This is a genomic window from Lentzea sp. NPDC058436 (assembly GCF_042721515.1).
Classification (GTDB): Bacteria; Actinomycetota; Actinomycetes; order Mycobacteriales; family Pseudonocardiaceae; genus Lentzea.
In genome coordinates this window covers 84916-106946 of record NZ_JBHXLF010000011.1, presented here as the reverse complement: position 1 = coordinate 106946, position 22031 = coordinate 84916, and the positions used below count along the sequence as shown (strand labels likewise).

Here is a 22031-nt window from a genome sequence, read left to right as displayed (position 1 = left end):
CAACAGCGTTGCTTTAATTGGAAGCATGACTCGAGTCGGACTTCTGGGCTACGGCATAGCGGGGCGGGTCTTCCACGCCCCGTTGATCTCCTCCACCGAGGGCATGGACCTCGTCGCGATCGTCACCTCGAACCCGGAACGGCAGGCGCAGGCCCGTGCCGCCCACCCGCACGCCGCGATCGTGACCGCCGACGAGCTGTTCGCGCTGGACCTCGACCTGATCGTCGTGGCGACGCCGAACAAGACCCACGTCGACCACGCCCGGCGAGCGATCGCCAAGGGGGTCGCGGTCGTCGTCGACAAGCCGTTCGCACCGACGTCCGCCGAGGCCGCCGAACTCCTCGCAGCTGCTCAGGCCGCACAGGTGCCGCTCACGGTCTTCCAGAACCGCCGGTGGGACAGCGACTTCCTCACGCTGCGCAAGATCGTGGGCGAACTCGGCGAGGTCCGGCGGTTCGAGTCCCGCTTCGAGCGCTGGATCCCGGAGATCTGGGACAACTGGCGCGAGTTCGGCGCCCCAGAGGAGGCGGGCGGCCTGCTCTACGACCTCGGCGCGCACCTCGTCGACCAAGCGCTGCAGCTGTTCGGGCCGGTCAGGAGCGTGTACGCGGAACTCGACCTGCGCCGCCCCGGCGTGCAGGTCGACGACGACGTGTTCGTGGCGCTGACGCACGAGAACGGCGTCCGCTCGCACCTGTGGGCGAACGCGCACGCGGCGCACCACGGGCCGCGGTTCCGGGTGCTCGGCAGCGAAGGCGCGTTCGAGATCAACGGCCTGGACGAGCAGGAGGACGCGCTCGCCGCCGGACGTCGCCCTACCGACCCCGGCTGGGGTCACGAGGACCGCACCGGACGCCTCGGCGTCCTCGACAAGTCCACCGAGGTCGCCGTGGAACCCGGTGCGTACCAGACCTTCTACTCCGAACTCCAGGCCGGCCGGATCCCCGTCGACCCCTCCGGTGCCGTGGCTGCTCTCCAGGTCATCGAGGCCGCTTTCCTGTCCGCACGCGAGAACCGGGTGGTGCAGCTGTGAACTCAGAGGAACTCCTCGCCCAGGAACGCCGGCTCCAGTTCAGCCGGTTCGGCAACGACGTCGCGATCGAGCTCGGGCTGCACCTGCTCGACGCCGCCCGCGAGCAGGGCCTGCCGATCGCGATCTCGGTGCAGCGCAACGGGCATCGGCTCTTCCACGCCTCGCTGCCCGGCACCGCGCCGAACAACGACAGGTGGCTGGAGCGCAAGGCCCGCGTGGTCGAGCTGTTCGGCCACAGCTCGTTCTACGTCGGCGCCGAGTTCCGCGAGAAGGGGACGACGTTCGAGGCGGAGTCGCGCCTCGACCCGGACCTGTACGCCGCACACGGTGGTGTGTTTCCCGTCATCGTCCGGGGCACGGGCCCGGTCGGGACGGTCGGCGTCTCCGGTCTGCCGCAGGCGGAGGACCACGCGTTCGTCGTGGATCAGCTGGAATCATTCCTGAACTCACGCGACGCGTAATGACACGAATCGTCATCGGTACAAATTGAGCCCATCACTTCGAGTGGATTTCGGTCCACTCGAAGTGTCATCTCATAACATCCCGACAAGCCCCGCCAATGCGCACGAACGAGTGATCTTACTGGACCAAACGAGTACCCTATTCCATCATCGAACGAATAGCGGTTGATCACCCACCTGCCGATACAACAACGGTTGCGCTCGGCAGCAGTTGTACGCTCCGTAGCATCATCAGGCGTAAGCCACCCACCCGAATGACGCCTTTTTGGCCTCTTCACAGCTCTCAATTGCGCGAACTAACGTCCGTTCCGGCTTATCGGATTGGTCCATTAGCGCATTGAGATAGGTGGGTACCGGTTGTGACTGTGACGGATTCTGACCTCACTGAGGGCCGTCAGCAGCTGAGTTTGGGCACGGCCGCCGCACGAAATCTGGCCACTACCACCAAGTCCGTCCCGCAGATGCAGGGAATCACCTCCCGCTGGCTGCTCAAGGTGCTGCCCTGGGTGCAGGCCGCCGGTGGTGCTTACCGCGTCAACCGCCGTCTCACCTACACGCTGGGCGATGGCCGCGTCTCGTTCACCAACATCGGCGCGGAGATCCGCGTCGTGCCCCGCGAGCTCACCGAGCTGGCGCTGCTGAAGGGGTTCGACGACGACGAGGTCCTCGCCGCGCTGGCCGGCCGCTTCACGCAGCAGGAGTTCGGCATCGGCGACGTCATCGTCGAGAAGGGCCGTCCGAAGGACACCGTCGTGCTGATCGCGCACGGCAAGGTCGACAAGGTCGGCACCGGCGAGTACGGCGGCGAGACCGTGCTCGGCAACCTCGCCGACGGCCAGTACTTCGGCGAGACCGTGCTGGCGGGGCCGCAGGGCGAGTGGGAGTTCACCGCCAAGGCCGTCACCCCGGTCACCGTGCTCACGCTGTCGTGGCAGGACTTCCAGGCGCTCAACGGGGAAGCGGGCGGCCTGCGGGCGCACATCCAGCAGACGTTCAACAGCCGCAACAAGCCGCAGGACGAGTACGGCGAGGCCGAGATCGGGCTGTCGTCCGGCCACGACGGCGAGCCGGTCCTCCCCGGCACGTTCGTCGACTACGAGCTCTCGCCGCGCGAGTACGAGCTGAGCGTCGCCCAGACCGTGCTGCAGGTGCACTCCCGCGTCGCGGACCTCTACAACAACCCGATGGACCAGGTCGAGCAGCAGTTGCGGCTCACGATCGAGGCCCTGCGCGAACGCCAGGAGCACGAGATCGTCAACAACCGGTCGTTCGGCCTGCTGCACAACGCGGACCTCAAGCAGCGCATCCACACCCGGTCCGGCCCGCCCACCCCGGACGACTTCGACGAGCTGCTGTCGATCGTGTGGAAGGACCCCGGGTACTTCCTGGCGCACCCGCGCACGATCGCCGCGTTCGGCCGTGAGCTCAACAAGCGCGGCCTGTACCCGCAGCACATCGACTTCAACGGCCAGCAGGTGCCGGCGTGGCGCGGCGTCCCCGTGCTGCCGTGCAACAAGATCCCGGTCTCCGACACCCGCACGTCGTCGGTGATGCTGATCCGCACCGGCGAGCAGAACCAGGGTGTCATCGGCCTGCACCAGACCGGCATCCCGGACGAGTACCAGCCCGGTCTTTCGGTGCGGTTCATGGGCATCAACGACCAGGCGATCATCAACTACCTGGTCAGCGCCTACTACTCGGCCGCCATCATGGTGCCGGACGCGATCGGCGTGCTGGAGCACGTCGAGCTCGGCCGCGAGGGATAGGTCTTGGCCTCCTTCACCATGCCGGAGTTCTACGTGCCGCACCCGGCGCGGATGAACCCGCACCTCGAACGCGCCCGCGCCCACTCGACGCAGTGGGCGCGGGACATGGGGATGCTCGACACCGGGGTGTGGACCGACGAGATCCTCGCGGGCGACGACTACGGGTTCATGTGCGCGTGGACCCACCCGGACGCGCCCGCGGAGATCCTCGACCTCATCACGGACTGGTACGTCTGGGTCTTCTACTTCGACGACGAGTTCTTCGCGGAGTTCAAGCAGGGCAAGGACGTGTCGGGCGCGAAGGCGTATCTCGACCGGCTGCCGGCGTTCATGCCGCTCAACGGCACGGATCCGTGGCCGGAGCCCCAGAACCCGACCGAACGCGGCCTCGTCGACCTGTGGCAGCGGACGATCCCGCTGATGTCGCAGGACTGGCGGCGCCGGTTCACCACGAGCACCCACAACCTGCTGCTCGAGTGCATGTGGGAGATCAAGAACATCGAGAGCGGCACGGTCGCCAACCCGATCGAGTACATCGAGATGCGCCGCAAGGTCGGCGGCGCGCCGTGGTCGGCGAACCTGGTGGAGGTCTCCGAAGCAGCCGAGGTGCCCGCGTCCGTCGCGGGCACCCGCCCGCTGCGGGTCCTCTCCGACACGTTCTCCGACGCGATCCACCTGCGCAACGACATCTTCTCGTACGAGCGGGAGGTGTTGCGGGAGGGCGAGAACTCCAACGGGGTGCTCGTGTTCGAGAAGTTCTTCGGCCACGACACGCAGACCGCCGTCGAGGCCGTGAACACGCTGCTCACCTCGCGCCTGCACCAGTTCGAGAACACCGTGTTCACCGAGCTTCCCCAGCTGTTCGCCGAGAACTCGCTGGGCCTGGAGGAACAGGCGCGCGTGCTCAAGTACGTGAAGGGACTGCAGGACTGGCAGTCCGGTGGCCACGAGTGGCACCTGCACGCCGGTCGCTACACCAAGGTCGAGGGCGGGGCGGGGAACTCGGCGTTCTTCCGCACGATCCTGCGCGGGCCGACCGGTCTCGGCACGTCCGCGGCGTGGCTGGGGGTGCCCCGTGGTTGAGGTCCCCTCGTTCGACATGCCGTTCGCGGCAAGGCTTTCACCGCACGTCGACCGCGTCCGCCAGCACACCAGGACGTGGGTGCGGGACATGGGCATGCTCGCCGGCACGCCGTGGACCGAGGCGTTCTACGACGCCGCGGACTTCGGCGGCTTCGGCCCGCTGACCCACCCCACGGCCGGTCTGGAAGACCTGAAGCACATCAACGACTGGCACACGTGGGGCTTCTACGTCACCGACGCGTTCCAGGCCTTCCTCCGCTCGCGCAACGTCGCCGGCGGCAAGGCGTTCGTGGCGGGACTGAAGTCGGTGCTGAGCGGCTCCGCCCCGATGAACCCCGCGGAGAAGGGCCTCGCGAACCTGATCTCGCGGTCCACTTTGGAGCCTGAGGACTCCGCGCACCTCGTCGAGTTCTTCGACGCGTTGCTGTGGGAGCTGCACAACACCGCGCAGGGCCGTGTGCCCGACCCGATCGACCTCGTGGAGATGCGCCGCCGCTCGATCGCGACGGAGCTGTCCGCGAAGCTCGCCCGCAAGTCCGTCGGCGCCGAGCTGCCCGAGGAGTTGTTGCGCAACAGCACGATGCGGGCGTTGGTGGACTCGTTCGGCGACGTTCCCGCGTTGCGCCAGGAGATCGTCGGCTTCGACCACGCGTACGCGACCGGCGGCAGCACGACCAGCGCGGTGCTCGCCGTGCAGCAGTTCTTCGGCTGTGAGACGCAGCAGGCCGTGTCGATCGTCGCCGACCTGATCGCGGCCCGGCTGCGGCAGATCGGCTCGATCATCGGCGAGCTGCCGTCGCTCGCCACCGAGTACGGGCTCGACGCGGAGGCGAAAGCCGGCCTGCACCGGTACGTCGAGGCGCTCAAGTCGTGGCTCGCCGGCGAACTGCTCTGGACTCAGAGATCCGCTCGTTTCAGCTACTCCCCGGCCCCCACCCGGACCTCCCACCGACCGAGCGGACTCGGCACCGCCGCGTTTGTCGTCTCATCCCGCTAAAACAGATTGGCAGGACCTGCAGTGACTGTTACCGATCCGGGCCTTGGGGTCGAGGACCAGCAGCTGAGCCTTTCCAGGGCGGCGGCGCGCAACCTCGCCACGACCACCAAGTCCGCACCGCAGATGCAGGGCATCTCGCCGCGCTGGCTGCTGCGCATGCTGCCGTGGGTCGAGGCCAAGGGCGGCGCGTACCGGGTCAACCGCCGCCTCACGTACGCGATCGGCGACGGCCGGGTCACCTTCACCGCCGTGGGTTCCGAGGTGCGGATCGTGCCGCAGGAGCTGGCGGAGTTCGTGCTGCTGCGCGGGTTCGAGGACGAGGCGGCGCTGACGGCCGTCGCGAACCGGTTCGAGCAGCGCGAGTACCAGCCGGGTGAGGTGATCGCGCACCGCGGCGAGTCCGTCGACGAGATCATCGTCATCGCGCACGGCAAGGTCACCAAGACCGGTCGCGGCGAGTACGGCGACGACGTGGCGCTCGGCACGATCGCGGACGGCGAGTACCTCGGTGACGAGCCCGTGCTGTCCGGTTCCGACAAGAACTGGAGCTTCACCGCCCGCGCGTTGACGCCGACGACGGCGGTCGTGCTGTCGCGGGCGGCCTTCGCCCAGCTCAACGACCAGGTCGAGCCGCTGCGCGAGCACATCCAGCAGCAGCTCGCGAACCCGACGAAGACGTCGAACAAGCACGGTGAGGCCGAGATCGACATCTCGTCCGGTCACGACGGGGAGCCGTCGCTGCCCGGCACGTTCGTCGACTACGAGCTGCGGCCGCGTGAGTACGAGCTCTCGGTGGCGCAGACGATCGTGCGCGTCCACACGCGCGTGGCCGACCTCTACAGCCAGCCGATGGACCAGGTCGAGCACCAGTTGCGGCTCACGATCGAGGCCCTGCGCGAACGCCAGGAGCACGAGCTCATCAACAACAAGGAGTTCGGCTTCCTGGCCAACGCCGACCTCAAGCAGCGGGTCAGCACGAACTCCGGCCCGGTGACGCCGGACGACATGGACGAGCTGATCTCGCGGCGCCGCAACACCAAGCTGATCCTGGCCCACCCCAAGGCGATCGCGGCGTTCGGCCGTCAGCTCAACAACCGCGGCCTGTACGTGCCGACCGTCGAGGTCGAGGGCCAGCAGCTGCAGTCCTGGCGGGGCGTCCCGATCGCGCCGTGCGACAAGATCCCGGTCAACAAGAACGGCACCACGTCGATCATCGCGATGCGGCTCGGCGAGGAGAAGCAGGGCGTCGTCGGCCTGCGCCAGACCGGCATCCCCGACGAGTACGAGCCCGGCCTGAACGTGCGGTTCATGGGCATCGACGAGCACGCGATGCTCAAGTACCTGGTGTCGACGTACTACTCGGCCGCCGTGCTGGTGCCGGACGCGCTGGGTGTGCTGGAGAACGTGGAGATCGGTCTCTAGGCGATGACGGCTGAGATGACTGAACCGCTCGCCGCCGGACGGCCGTCCGGCGAGATCCTCGCGTGGAGCCGGAGCCTCGTGCTCCCGGCTCTGCGCAAGGCCGTCGACCAGCTGCCGCCGTCGATGCGCACGATCGCGGAGTACCACCACGGGTGGCGTGACGAGTACGGCAACCCGGTGCTGGAGAACGGCGGCAAGGCGATCCGTCCCGCACTGGTGCTGCTGGCGGCCGAGGCCGTCGGTGGCACCGCGGACTCCGCCGTTCCCGCGGCGGTCGCGGTGGAGCTGATCCACAACTTCTCGTTGCTGCACGACGACGTGATGGACAGCGACACCACCCGGCGGCACCGGGCCACGGCGTGGACCGTGTTCGGCGTCAACGCGGCGATCCTGGCCGGCGACGCGTTGCAGGCGCTGGCCCTGGACGTCCTCGCAGGGTCGGGGCATCCCCGTTCGCTGGAGGCGATCCGCACGCTGAACGACGCCACCGTGGCGTTGCTCGAAGGGCAGGCGGACGACCTGGACTTCGAGCAGCGGTCGGACGTGCGGGTGTCCGAGGTCGAGCAGATGTCGCGCGGCAAGACGGGCGCGCTGCTCGGTGCCTCGACGGCGTTGGGCGCGCTGTACGGCGGCGGGTCCGACGTGCAGGTCGAGGCCATGCGCGGCTACGGAACCGAGCTGGGCCTGGCGTTCCAGCACGTGGACGACCTGCTCGGCATCTGGGGCGACCCGGCGGTGACGGGCAAGGTCGCGCAGATGGACCTGGTGAACCGCAAGAAGTCCCTGCCGGTCGTGCGCGCCCTGAACGCGGGGGTCCCGGCCTCCGCGGAGCTCGCGTCGCTGTACTTCGGCGAGCAGGAGATGAACGCGGAAACGCTTGCGCGGGCGGCACACCTGGTCGATCTGGCCGGCGGTCGCGCGTGGAGCCAGACGCAGGCCGACGAGCTGCACACGCAGGCGTTGCTCCACCTCGGCGAGGCGTCCCCGACCGCGCGTGCGGCCGTGGAGCTCGGCACGCTCGCCCAACTGGTCACCCACCGAGATCACTGAAGGGCACTCGATGACGGAACACCCGCCGCGTTCGGTGCTGCTCGCGTCACCCCGGTCGTTCTGCGCCGGGGTGGAGCGCGCCATCGAGATCGTGGAACGACTTCTCGACCAGCGCGGCGGCCCCGTCTACGTGCGCAAGCAGATCGTGCACAACGTCCACGTCGTGCGGTCGCTGGAGGCTCGTGGCGCCGTGTTCGTGGAGGAGCTGTCCGAGGTGCCTTTCGGTGCCACGGCGGTCTTCTCCGCGCACGGCGTCGCTCCGGCCGTGCGCGCCGAGGCCCGGTTGCGGGACCTGGACGTGCTGGACGCGACCTGTCCCCTGGTGACGAAGGTGCACTCCGAGGCGCGCCGGTTCGCCGAGCGCGGAGACACCATCGTGCTGATCGGCCACGCCGGGCACGAGGAGGTCGAGGGCACGCTGGGCGAGGCCCCCGACCAGATGGTGCTGGTGGAGACGGTGGAGGACGTTCTCGCGCTGGAGATCACCGGTCCCGTCTCGTACCTCACTCAGACGACGCTGGCCGTGGACGAGACGGCCGAGGTGATCGAGGCGTTGGAAAGGAAGTTCCCGCACGTGCGCGGGCCCGGTTCCGACGACATCTGCTACGCCACCACGAACCGGCAGATCGCGATCCGCGAGGTCGCCGCCCAGTCCGACCTAGTTCTCGTCGTGGGCTCGAAGAACTCGTCGAACTCGGTGCGGATGGTCGAGCTCGCGGCTCGCGGCGGCACTCCGGCCTACCTGATCGACGACGCGTCGGAGATCGATCCGGCGTGGCTCGCCGGGGTGACCTCGGTCGGCCTGTCCGCCGGTGCCTCCGCCCCTCCGGAGTTGGTGGACGAGGTCGTGGAAGCGTTGAAGGCCATGGGTTCCGTCTCGGTGTCGACGCACACGACGGCGACGGAGACGATCGCGTTCACGTTGCCGCTGGCGGTGCGCCGTGCTGGCTGACATCACCTCGCCTGCGGACGTCCGTGCGCTCTCGTCCTCCGAACTCTGCGCCCTGGCCGCGGAGATCCGGTCGTTCCTGATCTCCAAGGTGCACCGCACCGGCGGCCACCTCGGGCCGAACCTGGGTGCCGTCGAGCTGACCATCGCGGTGCACCGGGTGTTCAACTCGCCCGCCGACGTGGTGCTGTTCGACACCGGCCACCAGTCGTACGTGCACAAGATGCTGACCGGCCGGTGCTCCGACTTCGACTCGTTGCGGCAGGCCGGTGGCATGTCCGGCTATCCTTCCGCGGCCGAGTCCGCGCACGACGTCATCGAGAACTCGCACGCCTCGACCGCACTGTCCTATGCGGACGGTCTGGCCAAGGCGTTCGAGCTGGGTGACGCCGAACGCCGCGTCGTCGCGATCGTCGGCGACGGCGCGCTGACCGGCGGCATGTGCTGGGAGGCGCTGAACAACATCGGCGGCTCACCGCGCCCGGTCGTGGTGCTGCTCAACGACAACGGCCGCTCCTACGACCCGACCGCCGGCGGTTTCGCGGCGTCGTTGCTGGACGGCTCGGCCCGCGGCCTGTTCGAGGCACTGGGTCTCGCCTACATCGGCGAGGTCGACGGGCACGACGTGCACGCCGTCGAGAACGCCCTGTGGGAGGCGAAGTCGCTCGGCCGCCCGGTCGTCGTGCACTGCAAGACCGTGAAGGGCAAGGGTCATCGCCCGGCGGAGACCGACGAGTCCGACCGCATGCACGCGGTCGGCGCCGCGGGTGCCTCCGGCGGCCGGACGTGGACCGACGCGTTCTCCGACGAGATCGTGTCGATCGGCGCCGACCGGCCGGACGTCGTCTGCCTGACCGCCGCGATGCTGGAACCGGTGGGACTGCGGCCTTTCGCCGAGCGCTTCCCGGCGCGCGTGTTCGACGTGGGCATCGCCGAGCAGCACGCCGTGACGTCCGCGGCCGGCATGGCCATGGGCGGCCTGCACCCGGTCGTCGCCGTCTACGCGACGTTCCTGTCGCGCGCGTTCGACCAGCTGCTGATGGACGTGGCGCTGCACCGGCTCCCGGTGACGTTCGTCCTGGACCGAGCAGGCGTGACCGGCCCGGACGGCGCGTCGCACCACGGCATGTGGGACGCCTCGGTGCTGCCCGTGGTCCCCGGCCTGCGCCTGGCCGCCCCACGCGATCCGGCGTCCCTGGCCGCACTGCTGCGCGAGGCCGTGGAGGTGTCGGACGGCCCGACGGTGGTCCGCTACCCGAAGGCCGCCGTCGGCCCGGACGTGCCGGCGGTCCGCCGGGTGAGCCACTTCGACGTGCTGCGCGAGGTCCCGGACGCCGAGGTGCTCTTGATCGCCGTCGGCCCGCTGGCAGGTGCTTGCCTTGCCGCGGCGGAGGAACTGGCGTCGCACGACGTCCGCGTCAACGTGGTCGACCCGCGCTGGACCGCACCCCTCGACCCGCACCTCGTCAAGTACAGCGGCCGCCACCGCCTCGTTCTGGCCGTGGAGGACACCACGTCCACCGGAGCGCTGGGCGCACGCCTGGGCCAGGCCCTGACCGGTTCGCCGGTGTGCGTGGCGACCTTCGCCCTGCCACCGCGCTTCCTGCCCCACGACTCGCGCGCCCGAATCCTGCGCGCCCACGGCCTGGACGCCGCCGGCATCACGACGAGCGTGCTGAAGCGCCTCGGCGTGAAGTGACGACCCACCCGATCCCGAACGACAACACGATCGCCCCCACACCCACCAGCGGCGCCTTCAGCTCGGCGGGCACGTCCAACGGCCGCAACCCGGTCGCCAGCGCGAGCAAGATCGGCCCCTGCACGACGAACGCGACGTAGGCCGACCGCGCCAGCCCTTCCGTGAAGGGCCCCTGGCGCGTCAGCCTGCGCTGCGCCAGCCCGATGAGCCACAAACTCCCGGCCACCACGAGTATTCCCTCGACCACGGCGAGCACGGCCGCCTGCCACGTCCAGCCACCGAGGAACGGCTCCGCGCTCTTCGCGAGGTCGAGCACACCCATCATCGCCGCCGCGATCGGCAGGACAGCGATCGTCGCGATGACGACGTTGCGCGTCATGCGGTAGATCTCGTCCGGCACCCGCTCAGCGAGCTTGCGCCCACCGATGGCCCCGAGCAACAACATCCCCAGGCACTGCGGCCACCACCACAGGTGCAGGTCCCCGACCTGCCCGCTGCGAGCCGGAAACACCAGCCGCGTCAGGAACGTGGTCCCCGCCACCGCCACCGTCATCCCCACGACGGTGCGGGTGGTGATCGTGCGCTCCCTGATCGGCGGCACCAGCGCGACCGCGACGCTGAAGATCAGCAACACCCCGACGAACCACAACGACCCGCTGTCCAGGAACGGATCCCGGTCCGTGAACGCCTGCCACCACGACACGTCCCGCCCGGCCCCGTTGTAGGCGATCCACACGAACGTCGGCCACACCACCAGCGCACTCACGACCCAGGGCGTCCCCAGCCGCGCGAGCCGCTCGGCGATGAACCGCTGCCGCCCTTTGCGTTCGATCGAGCCGGGCGTGAAGATGCCGGCCATGAAGTAGAAGGTGCCCATGAAGAACAACCCGGACGGCCCGATCAGCGCCGCCAGCACCGTCTCCACGCCGGGGTGGAACGTGACCTCGTTGACCTCGTCGTACGGCCAGCCACCGATCGCGGCGTAGCCGAGCAGCGCGTGGCCACCGATGACCCACGCCACCAGGATCACCTTCAGGTTGTCCACTGCGGACAATCTCATGCTTTTCATGGTCCACGTCTCGCCCCGGAATCGCCACCGCCAAGGGGGCGGACCGCGCCCGGCTACGGCCGGTCGCCCGTGTACAACCCCATCGTCCGGAACCGCAGCCCCGGCTCCCGGTACTCCTCCATCGCGTGCGCGACCCACCCCACGATCCGCGCGATCGCGAAGATGGCCTCGCCCGCGTCCGCCGGCATCTTGAACAGCAGCGCGAACTGCGCCAGCGCCAGGTCGATGTTCGGGAACGAGTGCAACTGCGTGCCCATCACCTTGTCCACCACGAGGTCGCCGTGGCTGCGGAGCAGGGCGAGCAGGTGGTCGGCCCGGGGGTCGCGGGACTGGTAGACGCGGTGGCCGAAACCCGGGATCGGCTGGCCTGACCGCAGGTGCTCGGCGAGCGTGCCCATCGGGTCGGACTCCGCCTGCAGCAGGAAGCGGTACGCGATCGTGGGGGCGGCGCCGTGCTTCTGGCCTTCGAGTGCGCCCATTCCGGCGGACACGACCGCGTACGGGTGGGCGTGGGCCGAGGCGGCGACCCTGGCGGCCATGGTCGAGATGGCCAGGTCGTGGTCGGCGAGCAGGATGAGGGCGGCGTTCAGCAGGTCCGTCCGCGGGGGCTCCGGGGAGAGTCGGGCCCACAGGCGTTCGGCGATGTCGGTGCCCTGGGGGCGGCCCACCAGCGGCAGTGACTCGACGACGTCCGCGATCAGGGACTTGGCCGTGGTGACGGCTCGGTCCAGGTCGTAGCGGAGGGGGTCGCCGACGCTCGCGAGGGCGATCGCCACCCGGACCCGGTCGGTGAGGGTGGCGCTGTCGGGGAGGGCCATCCAGATCTCCTGGCCCTCGGGGAACTGCATGCCCTCCGAGTCGATCTCGGTCCACAGCCAGTGCGCGACGTCCTCGAAGCGCTTGCTGCTGGCGAGCGCGGGGACGGACCTGCCGCGATAGTGGAGCTGGTCGTTCTCCAGGAGAGAGATGCGGGTGCGGATGCGATCCGTCACAGCGGCCACTGCTCCGCGCGCACCAGTGCGCTGGGCCAGGGCCTCCACCTCGGCGACCCCGAACATGCTCGCGCGGTTCACCTTCGTGCTGGTCAGGAGTCCGCGGCTGACGTACGCGTAGACCGTCGCCGGCTTCACGCCCAGGCGGCGAGCAGCTTGATTCGTCGTCAACATTGATTCCATCAACGTTGACTGTACAAGACATGTTGACGGAGCCTGTTGTGCATGTTGATTGATGCACCCAAAGGGCTTAAAGACGTCGTCGTCACGTCGACCCTGATCGGGGACGTGAACGGTGCCGCGGGCTACTACCACTACCGCGAGCACGACGCGATCGAACTGGCCAGGACCCGGTCGTTCGAGGACGTGTGGTTCCTCTTCGCCGAGGGCAGGCTGCCGAACCCGGACGAGTCCGCGGAGTTCGCGCGCCACACGGCCGGTTTGCGCGAGTTGCCCGCGGCGGTCCAGGAGGTGCTGCCCGCGATCGCGCGGTCGGGCTGCACGGCACTGGCCGGACTCAGGACCGCGCTGTCGATGGTGCCGAGCCGCCCGATGTGGGACGCGCCGATGAGCGACCGCAAGGCGGACGCGCTCAAGGTCAGCGCGATGACGCCGACGATCCTCGCCGCACTGCACCGGATCAAGCTCGGACTTGACCCCGTCAACCCCAGGGTTGATTTGTCCACGTCGGCGAACTGGTTGTACATGTTGACTGGACTGGAGCCGTCAACATGGACGAGCCGTGCAGTAGAGCAGTACTTGATCGCGACGATCGACCACGGCTTCAACGCGTCAACGTTCACAGCACGCGTGGTCGCAAGCGCCGGAGCGGACGTCGTGTCAGCGGTGACGGCGGCGATCGGGACGTTCTCCGGACCACTGCACGGTGGCGCGCCGGACCGTGCACTAGAGGCACTGGACCTCATCGGGTCACCGGACAACATCGACACGTGGGTGCGGGAGCGCATCGAGCAGGGCGACCGGATCATGGGGTTCGGCCACGCCGTCTACCGGACAGAGGACCCGCGGGCACGGCTGCTCAGGGAGATCGCGCTGGAGAAGCCGACCGAGCTCACGACCTTCGCCGTGACGGTCGAGCGCAGGGTCACGGAGCTGCTGGCCGAGCTGAAGCCCGGCCGGCAGCTGTACGCGAACGTCGAGTTCTACGCGGGCGTGCTGATGGAGCAGTGCGGCATCCCGCGCGAGATGTTCACGCCGACGTTCGCGTGCAGCCGCGTGATCGGGTGGTGCGCCAACGCCCTCGAACAGTCCGAGGACACGAAGATCATCCGCCCGGTCGCCCGCTACACGGGCCCGGCACCCCGGATCACCGAACCCAGGAGCGCCGAACCCCAGACAGCCGAACGCTGAGCCACCCAACACCAGGCCACCCAACACCAGGCCGCCGTACGCCAGGCCGCCGTACGCCAGGCCGCCGTACGCCGGACCACCCACCGCTGGCCACCCACCGCTGAGCCAACCGACACTGGACCACCCAACACTGGACCACCCAACACCGGACCACCCAACCAAGCCGATCAGGTCAGGTACCGCAGGTCGTCGCGCACCCGCACCCGGTCGCGGTCGTTGACGTCGGAGGAGCCTGCCAGGCCGGCGGTGCGGTCGCGGTGCCGGTCGAGCCAGACGGAGAGTGCTGCCACTGCCAGGACGATCGCTGCAAGAGTCATGTCAGTAAGTTTGCGCTCGGCAATATCCCGCCAACAGTGGCAGATCTGACGGTGCGCGCTAAAATCCTGCCATGCTGCGATCGGTGGCGGTACCCCTCATCGACGGCGTCGCGCCGTTCGAGTTCGGCCTGCTCTGCGAGGTGTTCGGCGTCGACCGGACCGAGGAGGGCGTGCCGCTGGTCGACTTCCGGGTGTGCGGGGAGATCCCGAACGAGCCGGTGCCGACGAGCGTCCGCGGCGTGAGCATCACGCCGGAGCACGGGTTCGACGCGCTGCAGAGCGTCGACCTCGTCGCGCTACCGGCCGCAAACGTCCGCGACGAGTACCCGGAGAAGCTCGTCAAGGCGCTCAGGGAGACCGGCGCGACGCTGCTGAGCGTGTGCAGCGGAGCGTTCATCCTCGGTGCGGCCGGACTGCTCGACGACCGGCACTGCACGACGCACTGGCGTGAGGCGCGGACGTTCAAAGAACGCTTCCCCAAGGCTCGGCTCGACGCGGACGTGCTGTTCGTGGACGACGGCGACATCATCACCAGCGCCGGCACGGCAGCGGGCATCGACGCCTGCCTGCACTTGGTGCGCCGGGAGCTCGGCACGAAGATCGCCAACACCATCGCGCGCCGGATGGTCGTGGCACCGCAGCGCGACGGCGGTCAGCGGCAGTTCGTGGAGCTTCCGATCCCGGAGTGCAGCTCCGACAGCCTGGAGCCGGTGCTGGAACGGGTGCTCGACACGATCGCGGACAACCACACGGTGGCGACGATGGCGAAGCTCGCCGTCATGTCCGAACGGACCTTCGCGCGCAGGTTCGCCGCGGAGACCGGCACCACTCCGAACAAGTGGCTGTCGCTGCAGCGGGTGCTGCACGCGCGCAGGCTGCTCGAGGAGACCGACCTGGACGTCGACGCGGTCGCGACCAGGTCAGGCTTCGGGACAGCCGCTCTCCTCCGGCACCACTTCCATCGCGTCGTCGGCGTCGCACCGAGCGACTACCGCCGCACATTCTCCTGTCGTTAGACGCGAGAAGATCTTCTCCGAGATCTCCCGCAGCGCCGTCACCTCGGAGGCCGTGAGCTGGTCGAACACCAGCTTGTGCACCATCTCGGCGTGCGCCGGCGCGGCCTCCTCGATCGCGGAGCGACCCAGGTCCGTCAGCACGACGAACGACCCGCGCCCGTCGCTGCCGCAACTCTCCCGCCGCACCAGGCCGCGCTTCTCCATCCGTGCGACGTGATGTGAGATACGGCTCTTCTCCCAGTTCAACGACCGTGCGAGCTCCAACACGCGCACGCGCTCGTCACGCGTGTCGGTGAGCTGCACCAGCACGGCGAAGTCGGCCATCGAGATGTCCGAATCGACCGACATCTGCCTGCTCAGATGCGCATTGAGCTCCCCCTGCATGCGGACGTAGGCACGCCACGCCTGCTGCTGCTCAGGTTCCAACCATCGTGTCACCGGTTCAGCATACGGGAATAGTTGACACATCATCCACGTTCGGGCAGGGTGGATGACACTTCAACCAAATCGAGCAACCGAAGGACTTGACACCATGACCACCGCCACCAACCTCTCCGAACTGACCGGCGACTACGTCATCGACGGCTCGCACTCCCGCATCGGCTTCGTCGCCCGCCACGCGATGGTCACCAAGGTTCGTGGTGCGTTCAACGAGTTCGACGGCAAGATCAAGGTCGACGGCGACAAGCCCGAGAACACCACCGCCGAGGTGACCATCAAGTCCGCGAGCATCGACACCCGCAACGCTCAGCGCGACGGCCACCTGACGACGAACGAGTTCCTCGACGTCGAGACCTTCCCCGAGATCAAGTTCGTCTCGACCTCCGCGAAGCAGATCGACGACGACAACTTCGAGATCTCCGGCGACCTCACCATCAAGGACGTCACCAAGAACATCACCATCCCGTTCGCCTTCGAGGGCGTGGCCGTCGACCCGTTCGGCAACACCCGCGTGGGCTTCGAGGGCTCGCACACCATCAACCGCAAGGACTACGGCGTCAGCTGGAACGCGGCGCTCGAGGCCGGCGGCGTGCTGGTCAGCGAGAAGGTCGTCCTCGAGTTCGAGATCTCGGCCATCAAGCAGGCCTGACCACGGCCACCGGGCACGGGGCGTGGTAGATCAGGGCCTGCGAGGTAGAACCGAGCAGCATCCCGGCGAAGCCACCACGCCCCCGTGACCCGACGACGAGCAGCCCGGCCCGTTGCCCCAGTTCCAGCAGCAACGGGATCGGCCGCTCCCCCACCACCTGCTCCACCGCGACGTCCGGGTACTTCTCCAGCCACCCGGACATTCGCGCGTTCAGGGGCGTTTCGCCGCCGTCCGCCATGGCCGCCACCAGCGGCACCCCGGACGCCACCGCCTCCTCGAACCCGTAGCCGATGGCCGGGTCCGACTCGGGCGAGAGGTCGACACCCACCACCACGGGCCCGTCGTGCTGGTTTCCCCGCACCACCACCACGGGACACTCACCGTGAATCGACAGCGCAACGGCCGTAGAGCCGACCAACGCTCCGGTGAACCCGCCCAGTCCGTGTGACCCCACCACCACTTCTCGTGCGCGTGCAGACTCCGCGAGCAACACGGGCGTGGGGTGCTCCATGCGCAGGTCGTGCTCCACAGGCACGTCAGGCGCTTCCGCCCGTGCAACAGCAACGGCCTGAGAAAGCCACATCCGCCCTTGGTCGTACATGGCCGAGCGCAGGTCACGCGCCGATGAGATGACCTCGGGATAACCGCGCGTAGGCAACGTATAGGCGTGCACCAACCGCAACGGCGCACCATGCAACACACAAGCCCGCGCAGCCCACGCCACCGCTGCGAGCGCGGACGAGGATCCGTCGACACCGACGACAACGGGAAGACCGCTCATGATCCCAAAATAGGCCCGATCGTCGCAGTGAGCCGCGTGCCGTAGGTCCCCTCATGCCAGGGACTTTGGGCTACCGTGACCCCCATGGCGACGCGTGTTTTCCTCGTCGACGACCACGAGATCGTCCGCCGCGGCATCGCGGACCTGCTCGGCGAGGAGTCCGATCTCGTGGTGGTCGGCGACGCCGCCTCGGTCGCGGAGGCCCTGGCCAAGGCGCCGACCGCGGAGGCCGACGTGGCGGTGCTCGACATCAGGCTGCCCGACGGCAACGGCATCGAGCTGTGCCGAGAGCTCCGCAGCCGGCTACCCGGCCTGCAGTGCCTGATGCTCACGAGCTTCGCGGACGACGAGGCCCTGTTCGACGCGATCATGGCGGGTGCCTCCGGCTTCGTGCTCAAGCAGATCCTGGGCGCGGACCTGGTCAACGCGGTGCGCACCGTCGCAGCGGGACAGTCCCTTTTGGACGCCCGCACGACTTCCGCACTGCTCAACAGGATTCGCCGCGAACGCGAGGAGGGCGACCCGCTGCGCATGCTCAGCGAGCAGGAGCGCACGGTGCTCGACCTCATCGGCGAGGGCCTCACGAACCGCCAGATCGCCGAGCGCATGTTCCTCGCCGAGAAGACGGTCAAGAACTACGTCTCGCACCTGCTGGCGAAGCTCGGCATGCAACGCCGCACGCAGGCGGCCGTGTTCGCCTCGCAGTTCCGCAAGGACGGCGACAAGCCCCGCTGACTCCGGCAACCCCGTGACTACGTGACGGGCAACGGCACGCGCCACACCACGCAGGCGCCACCGCCGTCGGGAACGCGCACCTCCAACGACCCGCCGAACTTCGCCGCCCGGTGGGCCAGGTTGCGCAGACCGCTGCGCGCCGCGTCGGCCGGGATGCCGATCCCGTTGTCCTGCACGGTGATCACGACCTCGGAGCCGGCGTCGATGAGCACGGTGAGGTCGGTGGCGGAGGCGTGCCGCACGCAGTTCGTGACGGCCTCGCGGACCACGGCCTCGACGTGTTCGGCGAGTTCTGGTGGCACGGAGTTGTCGACGGTGCCGGACATGCGGATCGAGGGCTTGAGGTGTGTCGCCTCGGTGAGGCCCGCGACGAGGTCGAGCAGGCGGCGGCGCAACGAGGTGTTGTCGGTCGAGTGCAGGTCGAAGATGGACGTGCGGATCTCGCGGACGGTCTCGTCGAGCTGTTCGACGGCGGTCTGCAGGCGGGCGGCGACCTCGGGTTCGGTGATGCGGCGCATGGTGGCCTGCAGCGTGAGGCCGGTGACGAACAGCCGCTGGATCACGTGGTCGTGCAGGTCGCGGGCGATGCGGTCGCGGTCCTCCAGGACGTCCAGGAGGCGTTGGGAGCGTTGCTGTTCGGCGAACTCCAGGGCGACGGCGGCCTGGTCGGCGAACGACGCGAGCATCGGGACCTGGTCCGGCAGGAACGGTGTCCCGCCCGCTCGCCGCAGCACGACGAGGGCCCCTGTGACGCCCATCTCCGAGCGCAAGGGGACGGCCAGGACGGGGTCGGACGCCGAGTCCCCGTCCACCAGCAGGGGGACGCCGGAGCGGATCACCTCGTCCACGGCGTGGTCGGCCTCGGCGAAGTCGAACTTCACGCCCGCGCTGGCGACGACGGACAGCGGTGTGTGGCGGCCGTCGCCGAGGGCGACCAGTGCGGAGTCGGCGCCGGCCAGCTCCACGGTGCGCTGGGTGATCAGGCGCAGCGCGTACTCGCCGGACGCGCCGCCCAGCAGTTCGGAGTTGACCTCGCCGATGGCCTCCAGCCAGCGTTCGCGCATGCGGGAGCGTTCGAACAGGCGGGCGTTCTCGATCGCGATGCCGGCGGCCGCGGCCAACGCCTGCAGGACCGCCTCGTCGTCGGCCGTGAACTCGGCCGCGCCGATCTTCTCGGTCATGTAGAGGTTGCCGAAGACCTCGTCGCGCACGCGGACGGGCACGCCGAGGAAGCTGTGCATCGGCGGGTGGTTGGGCGGGAAGCCGACGGACATCTCGTGCCGCGAGAGGTCGCGCAGGCGCAGTGGCGCCGGATCCTTGATGAACAGCCCGAGCAGGCCCTTGCCCTCCGGCAGGCGGCCCATGGACGCGCGCGTCTCGTCGTCGACACCGACGTGCAGGAACTGGGACAGGTCGTCGCGGGTGCCGAGCACGCCCAGCGCGCCGTAGCGGGCGCCGACCAGGTCGACGGCGGCCTGGACGATGCGCAGCAGGGTCGACTCGAGTTCCAGACCCGACGCGACGGCGAGCACGGCGTCGAGGAGTTCCTGCATGTGGTCGCGGGTGGTGACGATCTCGTCCATGCGGCCGCGCACCTCGTCGAGCAGCTCGTCGAGGTCGCGGCGACCGGGCGCGTCAGGCACGCCGCCTAGATTCGCACACTTTCGCCCAACCGACGGCCCTAGCAAGTGGGGACCTTCGACCGTGGTCGATCTACGTCGCCGGTCGGACAGTGAGCACATGACGATCGCCGTACCCGGCTCACTCGGACTGGCGGGTGAGGACGTGCGCGGCGTCCTCGCGCTCGCGAGAGCCTCGGTCTCCGGCGTGCGCTTCGAGGTCCGCCCCGAGCAGATCGAACTGCACACGGCCACCCCGCACAGCCGCGACGCACGACTCGCCTGCGGGGTCGCGCTGCTCAACGTCCGGCTGGCCCTGCAGGGGCACGGCATCCGTCCACTGGTGACGCTGCTGCCGGGACCGAGCGCGAACGACGCCGCCGCGGCCATCCGCCTCGGCGGCTACCAGGAGCCGAGCCCGGACGTCCTGGCGCTGCTGCACGCCCTGCGCACGAACCGTCGCACGTGGACGACGTTCCCCGAACTGGCCGCGTGGCGCGGGCTGCTGTCGCGGGCGGCCGAGGTCGAACGCGCGTGGCTGCACATCAAGAACGGCACCGAGCTCGTGCTGTGCACGTTCAACCAGGGCTCGGCGGCGGAAATCCGTGCGGGACAGGCGATGCAACGCGTGATCCTCACCGCCGGGACGGTGGGGTTCTGCGTCTCCCCCACGCCCGCGCAGGTGAGTCCGTCCGCGTTGCGAGCGGACCTGCGCCCGTTGCTCGGCAACACTCTGGTACCGCAGATGGTGCTGCGGCTGGGGTCCGCGGCGGACTAGGGCCGTCGCGGATCGGACTTCGGCACAGGCCCCTAGCGGGCGATCACCGCCTTCCACAGCAGCCTGGCCAGTTCCGGGTGGCAGATGTCGTTGTGGGCGCCCGCGATCCCGTCGATGCGGCGGATCACGGACGTGCAGTCGACGTTGTGCACCTGCCCGCGCGACAGCTCGCCGGGAGAACCGATCTGGTGGCCGTGCGCGTAGGTGCCCTGCACGCCGTGGGAGCCGATCCCACCGTACTTCGGGTAGGAGTCCAGGTCGACCTGACGGCCCGACCGCGCGGCCAGCGGGTAGAACCTGCCGATGGCGTAGTCGTTGGAGGACGTGGTGACGATGATCGGGCCGGGTACGCGGCCGAGCACGCCGCGGAAGTAGCCGGAGCCGGGTTCGCCGGGCAGCCGTTCCGCGAACGACCACAGCGACATCGCGCCCTGCACCAGCGTCAGCGTCGCGGCGGGCACCACGTTCGCCATGGCGGTGGCGGTGATGCAGCCGAAGCTGTGGCCCATCAGGTGCACGCGCGCGTTCGGTGCCGCCTGCGCGACCTCGCGGGCGATCCGCGCGGCCCCGCTCTCCCCGAACACCTTGGCGCGCCGCTTCATCTTCCAGAACGTCAGGATCCGCAGCGGCGACAGGATCCCGCCCAGCGCGGGATCCTCCAGGCACGCCCGGTAGAGCTGCTCGGGGTCGAACTCCATCCCGTCCTCGCCCGGCAGGTCGGGGACCGAGCTCTCCAGGTAGTCGTAGGCCTGCTTGACCGCGGCCGACATCCGGCACGGGTGCTGCCGCGCGGCCTCGACGATCGTGCGCACCGCGGCCGTGCGCCCGGCACCTCCGCCCAGGCGCTGGGCCTGGGCCTTGATGAACTCGTCCGACCGCACGTCCTCGTCGCCCCACGCCTTCGAGGGCCAGTGCAGGCCGACGAGGAGGGACTTGAAACCGCCCGGAAGCCGGTGTGCCGCTTCACGTTCGGCCCGGCAGTCGGCCATCGTCGCGACCCACCGCCCGTACTGCTCGCGGGCGGCCGGCACGTCGCCGTTCCACCCGTGTATGAAGAAGAAGACATCGGTGACACCGCGGCGGGCGTCGTACAGCACGTCCGCGCTGTCGCGCCCTCGCTCGTTGCCCGTCTCGTCGAAGCAGACGAGGTGATAGCCGATGTCGTGCCCTGGCACGGTTTCTCGGGACATCGTGGATCACCACCACACACAAAACGCGCCCAACTGTTGTCCGTACAATCGGAACTGGCGCGGCTCATGTTTACCCCTGCCGATCAGGAAAACCCGTTCGGACCAGGGAATTCACCCCCGGTTGCGCCGGTAGTGGCGTGCCGCGCGGGCCCTGTTGCCGCACGACGGCGAGCACCACTCACGCCTCGGGTGGTCCTTCACGAAGTACAGCACGCAGCCCGGCGCGTGACAGGCGCGCAGCAGAACGCGGTCCTGTCCGGTGAACAGCTCGACCGCCTCGGCCGCGATCAGGGCCCGTTCCCGATCCGCGAGTGATCCCTCGCTTTCGTTGTGCCGCAGGAGTTCTCCGTCGTGCACGGTCAGCTGCGGCCACCGCGGCGCACTGCGCGCCGCACGGTTGACCTCCGCCACGGCCCGTCGCAGGTCACGGTCCTGCGCGATCGGGCGCGTGTCCTCGGTCAGCACGCCCGCGAGATCTCTCAGTGCCCGCCGCAACGCCAGAAACGCCTCCAGATCGGCCTCGTCCGCCGGAACGCCCAGGAACTCGCGAAGCCCACCGACAGTCGTCAGGTCGTCGTGCAGCTGCGACCGATTGGCCCAGACGGTGTTCATC

General features: G+C 69.1%; 22 protein-coding genes and 1 pseudogene. 14 read left to right on the top strand and 9 right to left on the bottom strand.

From position 1 onward, the window contains the following. The first annotated feature begins 25 nt into the window (after positions 1-25). The 9 genes from ACFWN2_RS31325 to ACFWN2_RS31285 all read left to right on the top strand — a co-directional run bounded on the left by ACFWN2_RS31325 (position 26) and on the right by ACFWN2_RS31285 (position 10460). Complete coding sequence (locus ACFWN2_RS31325) at positions 26-1033, top strand: Gfo/Idh/MocA family oxidoreductase (protein WP_382433544.1); 1008 nt, start codon at positions 26-28, stop codon at positions 1031-1033. Continuing rightward, entirely contained in the window at positions 1030-1494 is a 465-nt protein-coding gene (locus ACFWN2_RS31320) for a heme-degrading domain-containing protein (RefSeq protein WP_382433542.1), read from the top strand. Before ACFWN2_RS31325 ends, ACFWN2_RS31320 begins: the two co-directional genes overlap by 4 nt. 359 nt (positions 1495-1853) lie before the next feature. Then, positions 1854-3260, top strand: a complete 1407-nt coding sequence (locus ACFWN2_RS31315; protein ID WP_382433540.1) for a family 2B encapsulin nanocompartment shell protein — start codon at positions 1854-1856, stop codon at positions 3258-3260. 3 nt (positions 3261-3263) lie between these two features. Beyond that, entirely contained in the window at positions 3264-4343 is a 1080-nt protein-coding gene (locus ACFWN2_RS31310) for a hypothetical protein (RefSeq protein ID WP_382433538.1), read from the top strand. Further along, positions 4336-5340: a hypothetical protein gene (locus tag ACFWN2_RS31305; protein WP_382433537.1), complete on the top strand. Its 1005-nt coding sequence runs from the start codon at positions 4336-4338 to the stop codon at positions 5338-5340. The genes ACFWN2_RS31310 and ACFWN2_RS31305 overlap by 8 nt, the downstream gene beginning before the upstream one ends. Positions 5341-5361: 21 nt before the next feature. Further along, a complete protein-coding gene (locus ACFWN2_RS31300) occupies positions 5362-6762 on the top strand; it encodes a family 2B encapsulin nanocompartment shell protein (protein ID WP_382433535.1) in 1401 nt (466 codons plus the stop codon). Positions 6763-6777: 15 nt separating this feature from the next. After that, positions 6778-7812 (top strand): family 2 encapsulin nanocompartment cargo protein polyprenyl transferase, encoded by a 1035-nt coding sequence (locus tag ACFWN2_RS31295; protein WP_382433533.1) that lies wholly within the window; start codon positions 6778-6780, stop codon positions 7810-7812. 10 nt (positions 7813-7822) lie between these two features. Next, positions 7823-8764 (top strand): 4-hydroxy-3-methylbut-2-enyl diphosphate reductase, encoded by a 942-nt coding sequence (gene ispH, locus ACFWN2_RS31290; RefSeq protein WP_382433531.1) that lies wholly within the window; start codon positions 7823-7825, stop codon positions 8762-8764. Then, positions 8754-10460: a 1-deoxy-D-xylulose-5-phosphate synthase gene (locus ACFWN2_RS31285; RefSeq protein WP_382433529.1), complete on the top strand. Its 1707-nt coding sequence runs from the start codon at positions 8754-8756 to the stop codon at positions 10458-10460. Before ispH ends, ACFWN2_RS31285 begins: the two co-directional genes overlap by 11 nt. Here ACFWN2_RS31285 and ACFWN2_RS31280 read toward each other — a convergent pair. After that, on the bottom strand, positions 10423-11520 hold the full coding sequence (locus ACFWN2_RS31280) for an acyltransferase (RefSeq protein WP_382433527.1): 1098 nt from the start codon (positions 11518-11520) through the stop codon (positions 10423-10425). The genes ACFWN2_RS31285 and ACFWN2_RS31280 overlap by 38 nt on opposite strands. 62 nt (positions 11521-11582) lie before the next feature. Continuing rightward, entirely contained in the window at positions 11583-12695 is a 1113-nt protein-coding gene (locus tag ACFWN2_RS31275) for a citrate synthase (protein ID WP_382433525.1), read from the bottom strand. A 51-nt stretch (positions 12696-12746) separates the two neighbouring features. Between ACFWN2_RS31275 and ACFWN2_RS31270 the strand changes: the two genes are divergently transcribed. After that, positions 12747-13892: a citrate/2-methylcitrate synthase gene (locus ACFWN2_RS31270; protein WP_382433523.1), complete on the top strand. Its 1146-nt coding sequence runs from the start codon at positions 12747-12749 to the stop codon at positions 13890-13892. A 167-nt stretch (positions 13893-14059) separates the two neighbouring features. On the opposite strand, the gene ACFWN2_RS31265 is transcribed toward ACFWN2_RS31270, so the two are convergent. Then, positions 14060-14209: a hypothetical protein gene (locus tag ACFWN2_RS31265; RefSeq protein ID WP_382433521.1), complete on the bottom strand. Its 150-nt coding sequence runs from the start codon at positions 14207-14209 to the stop codon at positions 14060-14062. Positions 14210-14280: 71 nt separating this feature from the next. On the opposite strand from ACFWN2_RS31265, the gene ACFWN2_RS31260 reads away from it, so the two are divergent. Beyond that, positions 14281-15225 carry a GlxA family transcriptional regulator gene (locus tag ACFWN2_RS31260; protein WP_382433519.1) on the top strand — a complete coding sequence of 315 codons (945 nt, stop codon included), beginning with the start codon at positions 14281-14283 and terminating at the stop codon, positions 15223-15225. On the opposite strand, the gene ACFWN2_RS31255 is transcribed toward ACFWN2_RS31260, so the two are convergent. Next, on the bottom strand, positions 15130-15663 hold the full coding sequence (locus ACFWN2_RS31255) for a MarR family winged helix-turn-helix transcriptional regulator (protein ID WP_382433517.1): 534 nt from the start codon (positions 15661-15663) through the stop codon (positions 15130-15132). The two genes, ACFWN2_RS31260 and ACFWN2_RS31255, sit on opposite strands and share 96 nt — an antisense overlap. Positions 15664-15757: 94 nt before the next feature. Between ACFWN2_RS31255 and ACFWN2_RS31250 the strand changes: the two genes are divergently transcribed. Further along, positions 15758-16315, top strand: a complete 558-nt coding sequence (locus ACFWN2_RS31250; RefSeq protein WP_382433515.1) for a YceI family protein — start codon at positions 15758-15760, stop codon at positions 16313-16315. On the opposite strand, the gene ACFWN2_RS31245 is transcribed toward ACFWN2_RS31250, so the two are convergent. Both ACFWN2_RS31245 and ACFWN2_RS31240 read right to left on the bottom strand, forming a co-directional pair. Continuing rightward, complete coding sequence (locus tag ACFWN2_RS31245) at positions 16302-16682, bottom strand: universal stress protein (protein WP_382433706.1); 381 nt, start codon at positions 16680-16682, stop codon at positions 16302-16304. The two genes, ACFWN2_RS31250 and ACFWN2_RS31245, sit on opposite strands and share 14 nt — an antisense overlap. Further along, positions 16683-17096 (bottom strand): annotated as a pseudogene (locus tag ACFWN2_RS31240) (universal stress protein); the annotation flags it as partial. Positions 17097-17180: 84 nt separating this feature from the next. Here ACFWN2_RS31240 and ACFWN2_RS31235 point away from each other — a divergent pair. Further along, the gene (locus tag ACFWN2_RS31235; protein WP_382433513.1) at positions 17181-17831 is read left to right on the top strand and encodes a response regulator; all 651 of its coding nucleotides are present in this window, start codon (positions 17181-17183) and stop codon (positions 17829-17831) included. A gap of 17 nt (positions 17832-17848) precedes the next feature. Here the strand turns inward: ACFWN2_RS31235 and ACFWN2_RS31230 are convergent, their stop codons facing one another. Beyond that, a complete protein-coding gene (locus ACFWN2_RS31230; RefSeq protein ID WP_382433704.1) occupies positions 17849-19414 on the bottom strand; it encodes a GAF domain-containing protein in 1566 nt (521 codons plus the stop codon). Between the two features lie 157 nt (positions 19415-19571). Between ACFWN2_RS31230 and ACFWN2_RS31225 the strand changes: the two genes are divergently transcribed. Next, on the top strand, positions 19572-20228 hold the full coding sequence (locus tag ACFWN2_RS31225) for a hypothetical protein (RefSeq protein WP_382433511.1): 657 nt from the start codon (positions 19572-19574) through the stop codon (positions 20226-20228). Positions 20229-20260: 32 nt separating this feature from the next. Here ACFWN2_RS31225 and ACFWN2_RS31220 read toward each other — a convergent pair whose 3' ends face one another. Together ACFWN2_RS31220 and ACFWN2_RS31215 are read right to left on the bottom strand one after the other, a co-directional pair. Then, a complete protein-coding gene (locus tag ACFWN2_RS31220; protein WP_382433509.1) occupies positions 20261-21418 on the bottom strand; it encodes a hypothetical protein in 1158 nt (385 codons plus the stop codon). 111 nt (positions 21419-21529) lie between these two features. Next, positions 21530-22030, bottom strand: coding sequence for a CGNR zinc finger domain-containing protein (locus tag ACFWN2_RS31215; RefSeq protein WP_382433507.1), 501 nt, complete (start codon positions 22028-22030; stop codon positions 21530-21532). Position 22031 lies beyond the last annotated feature (1 nt).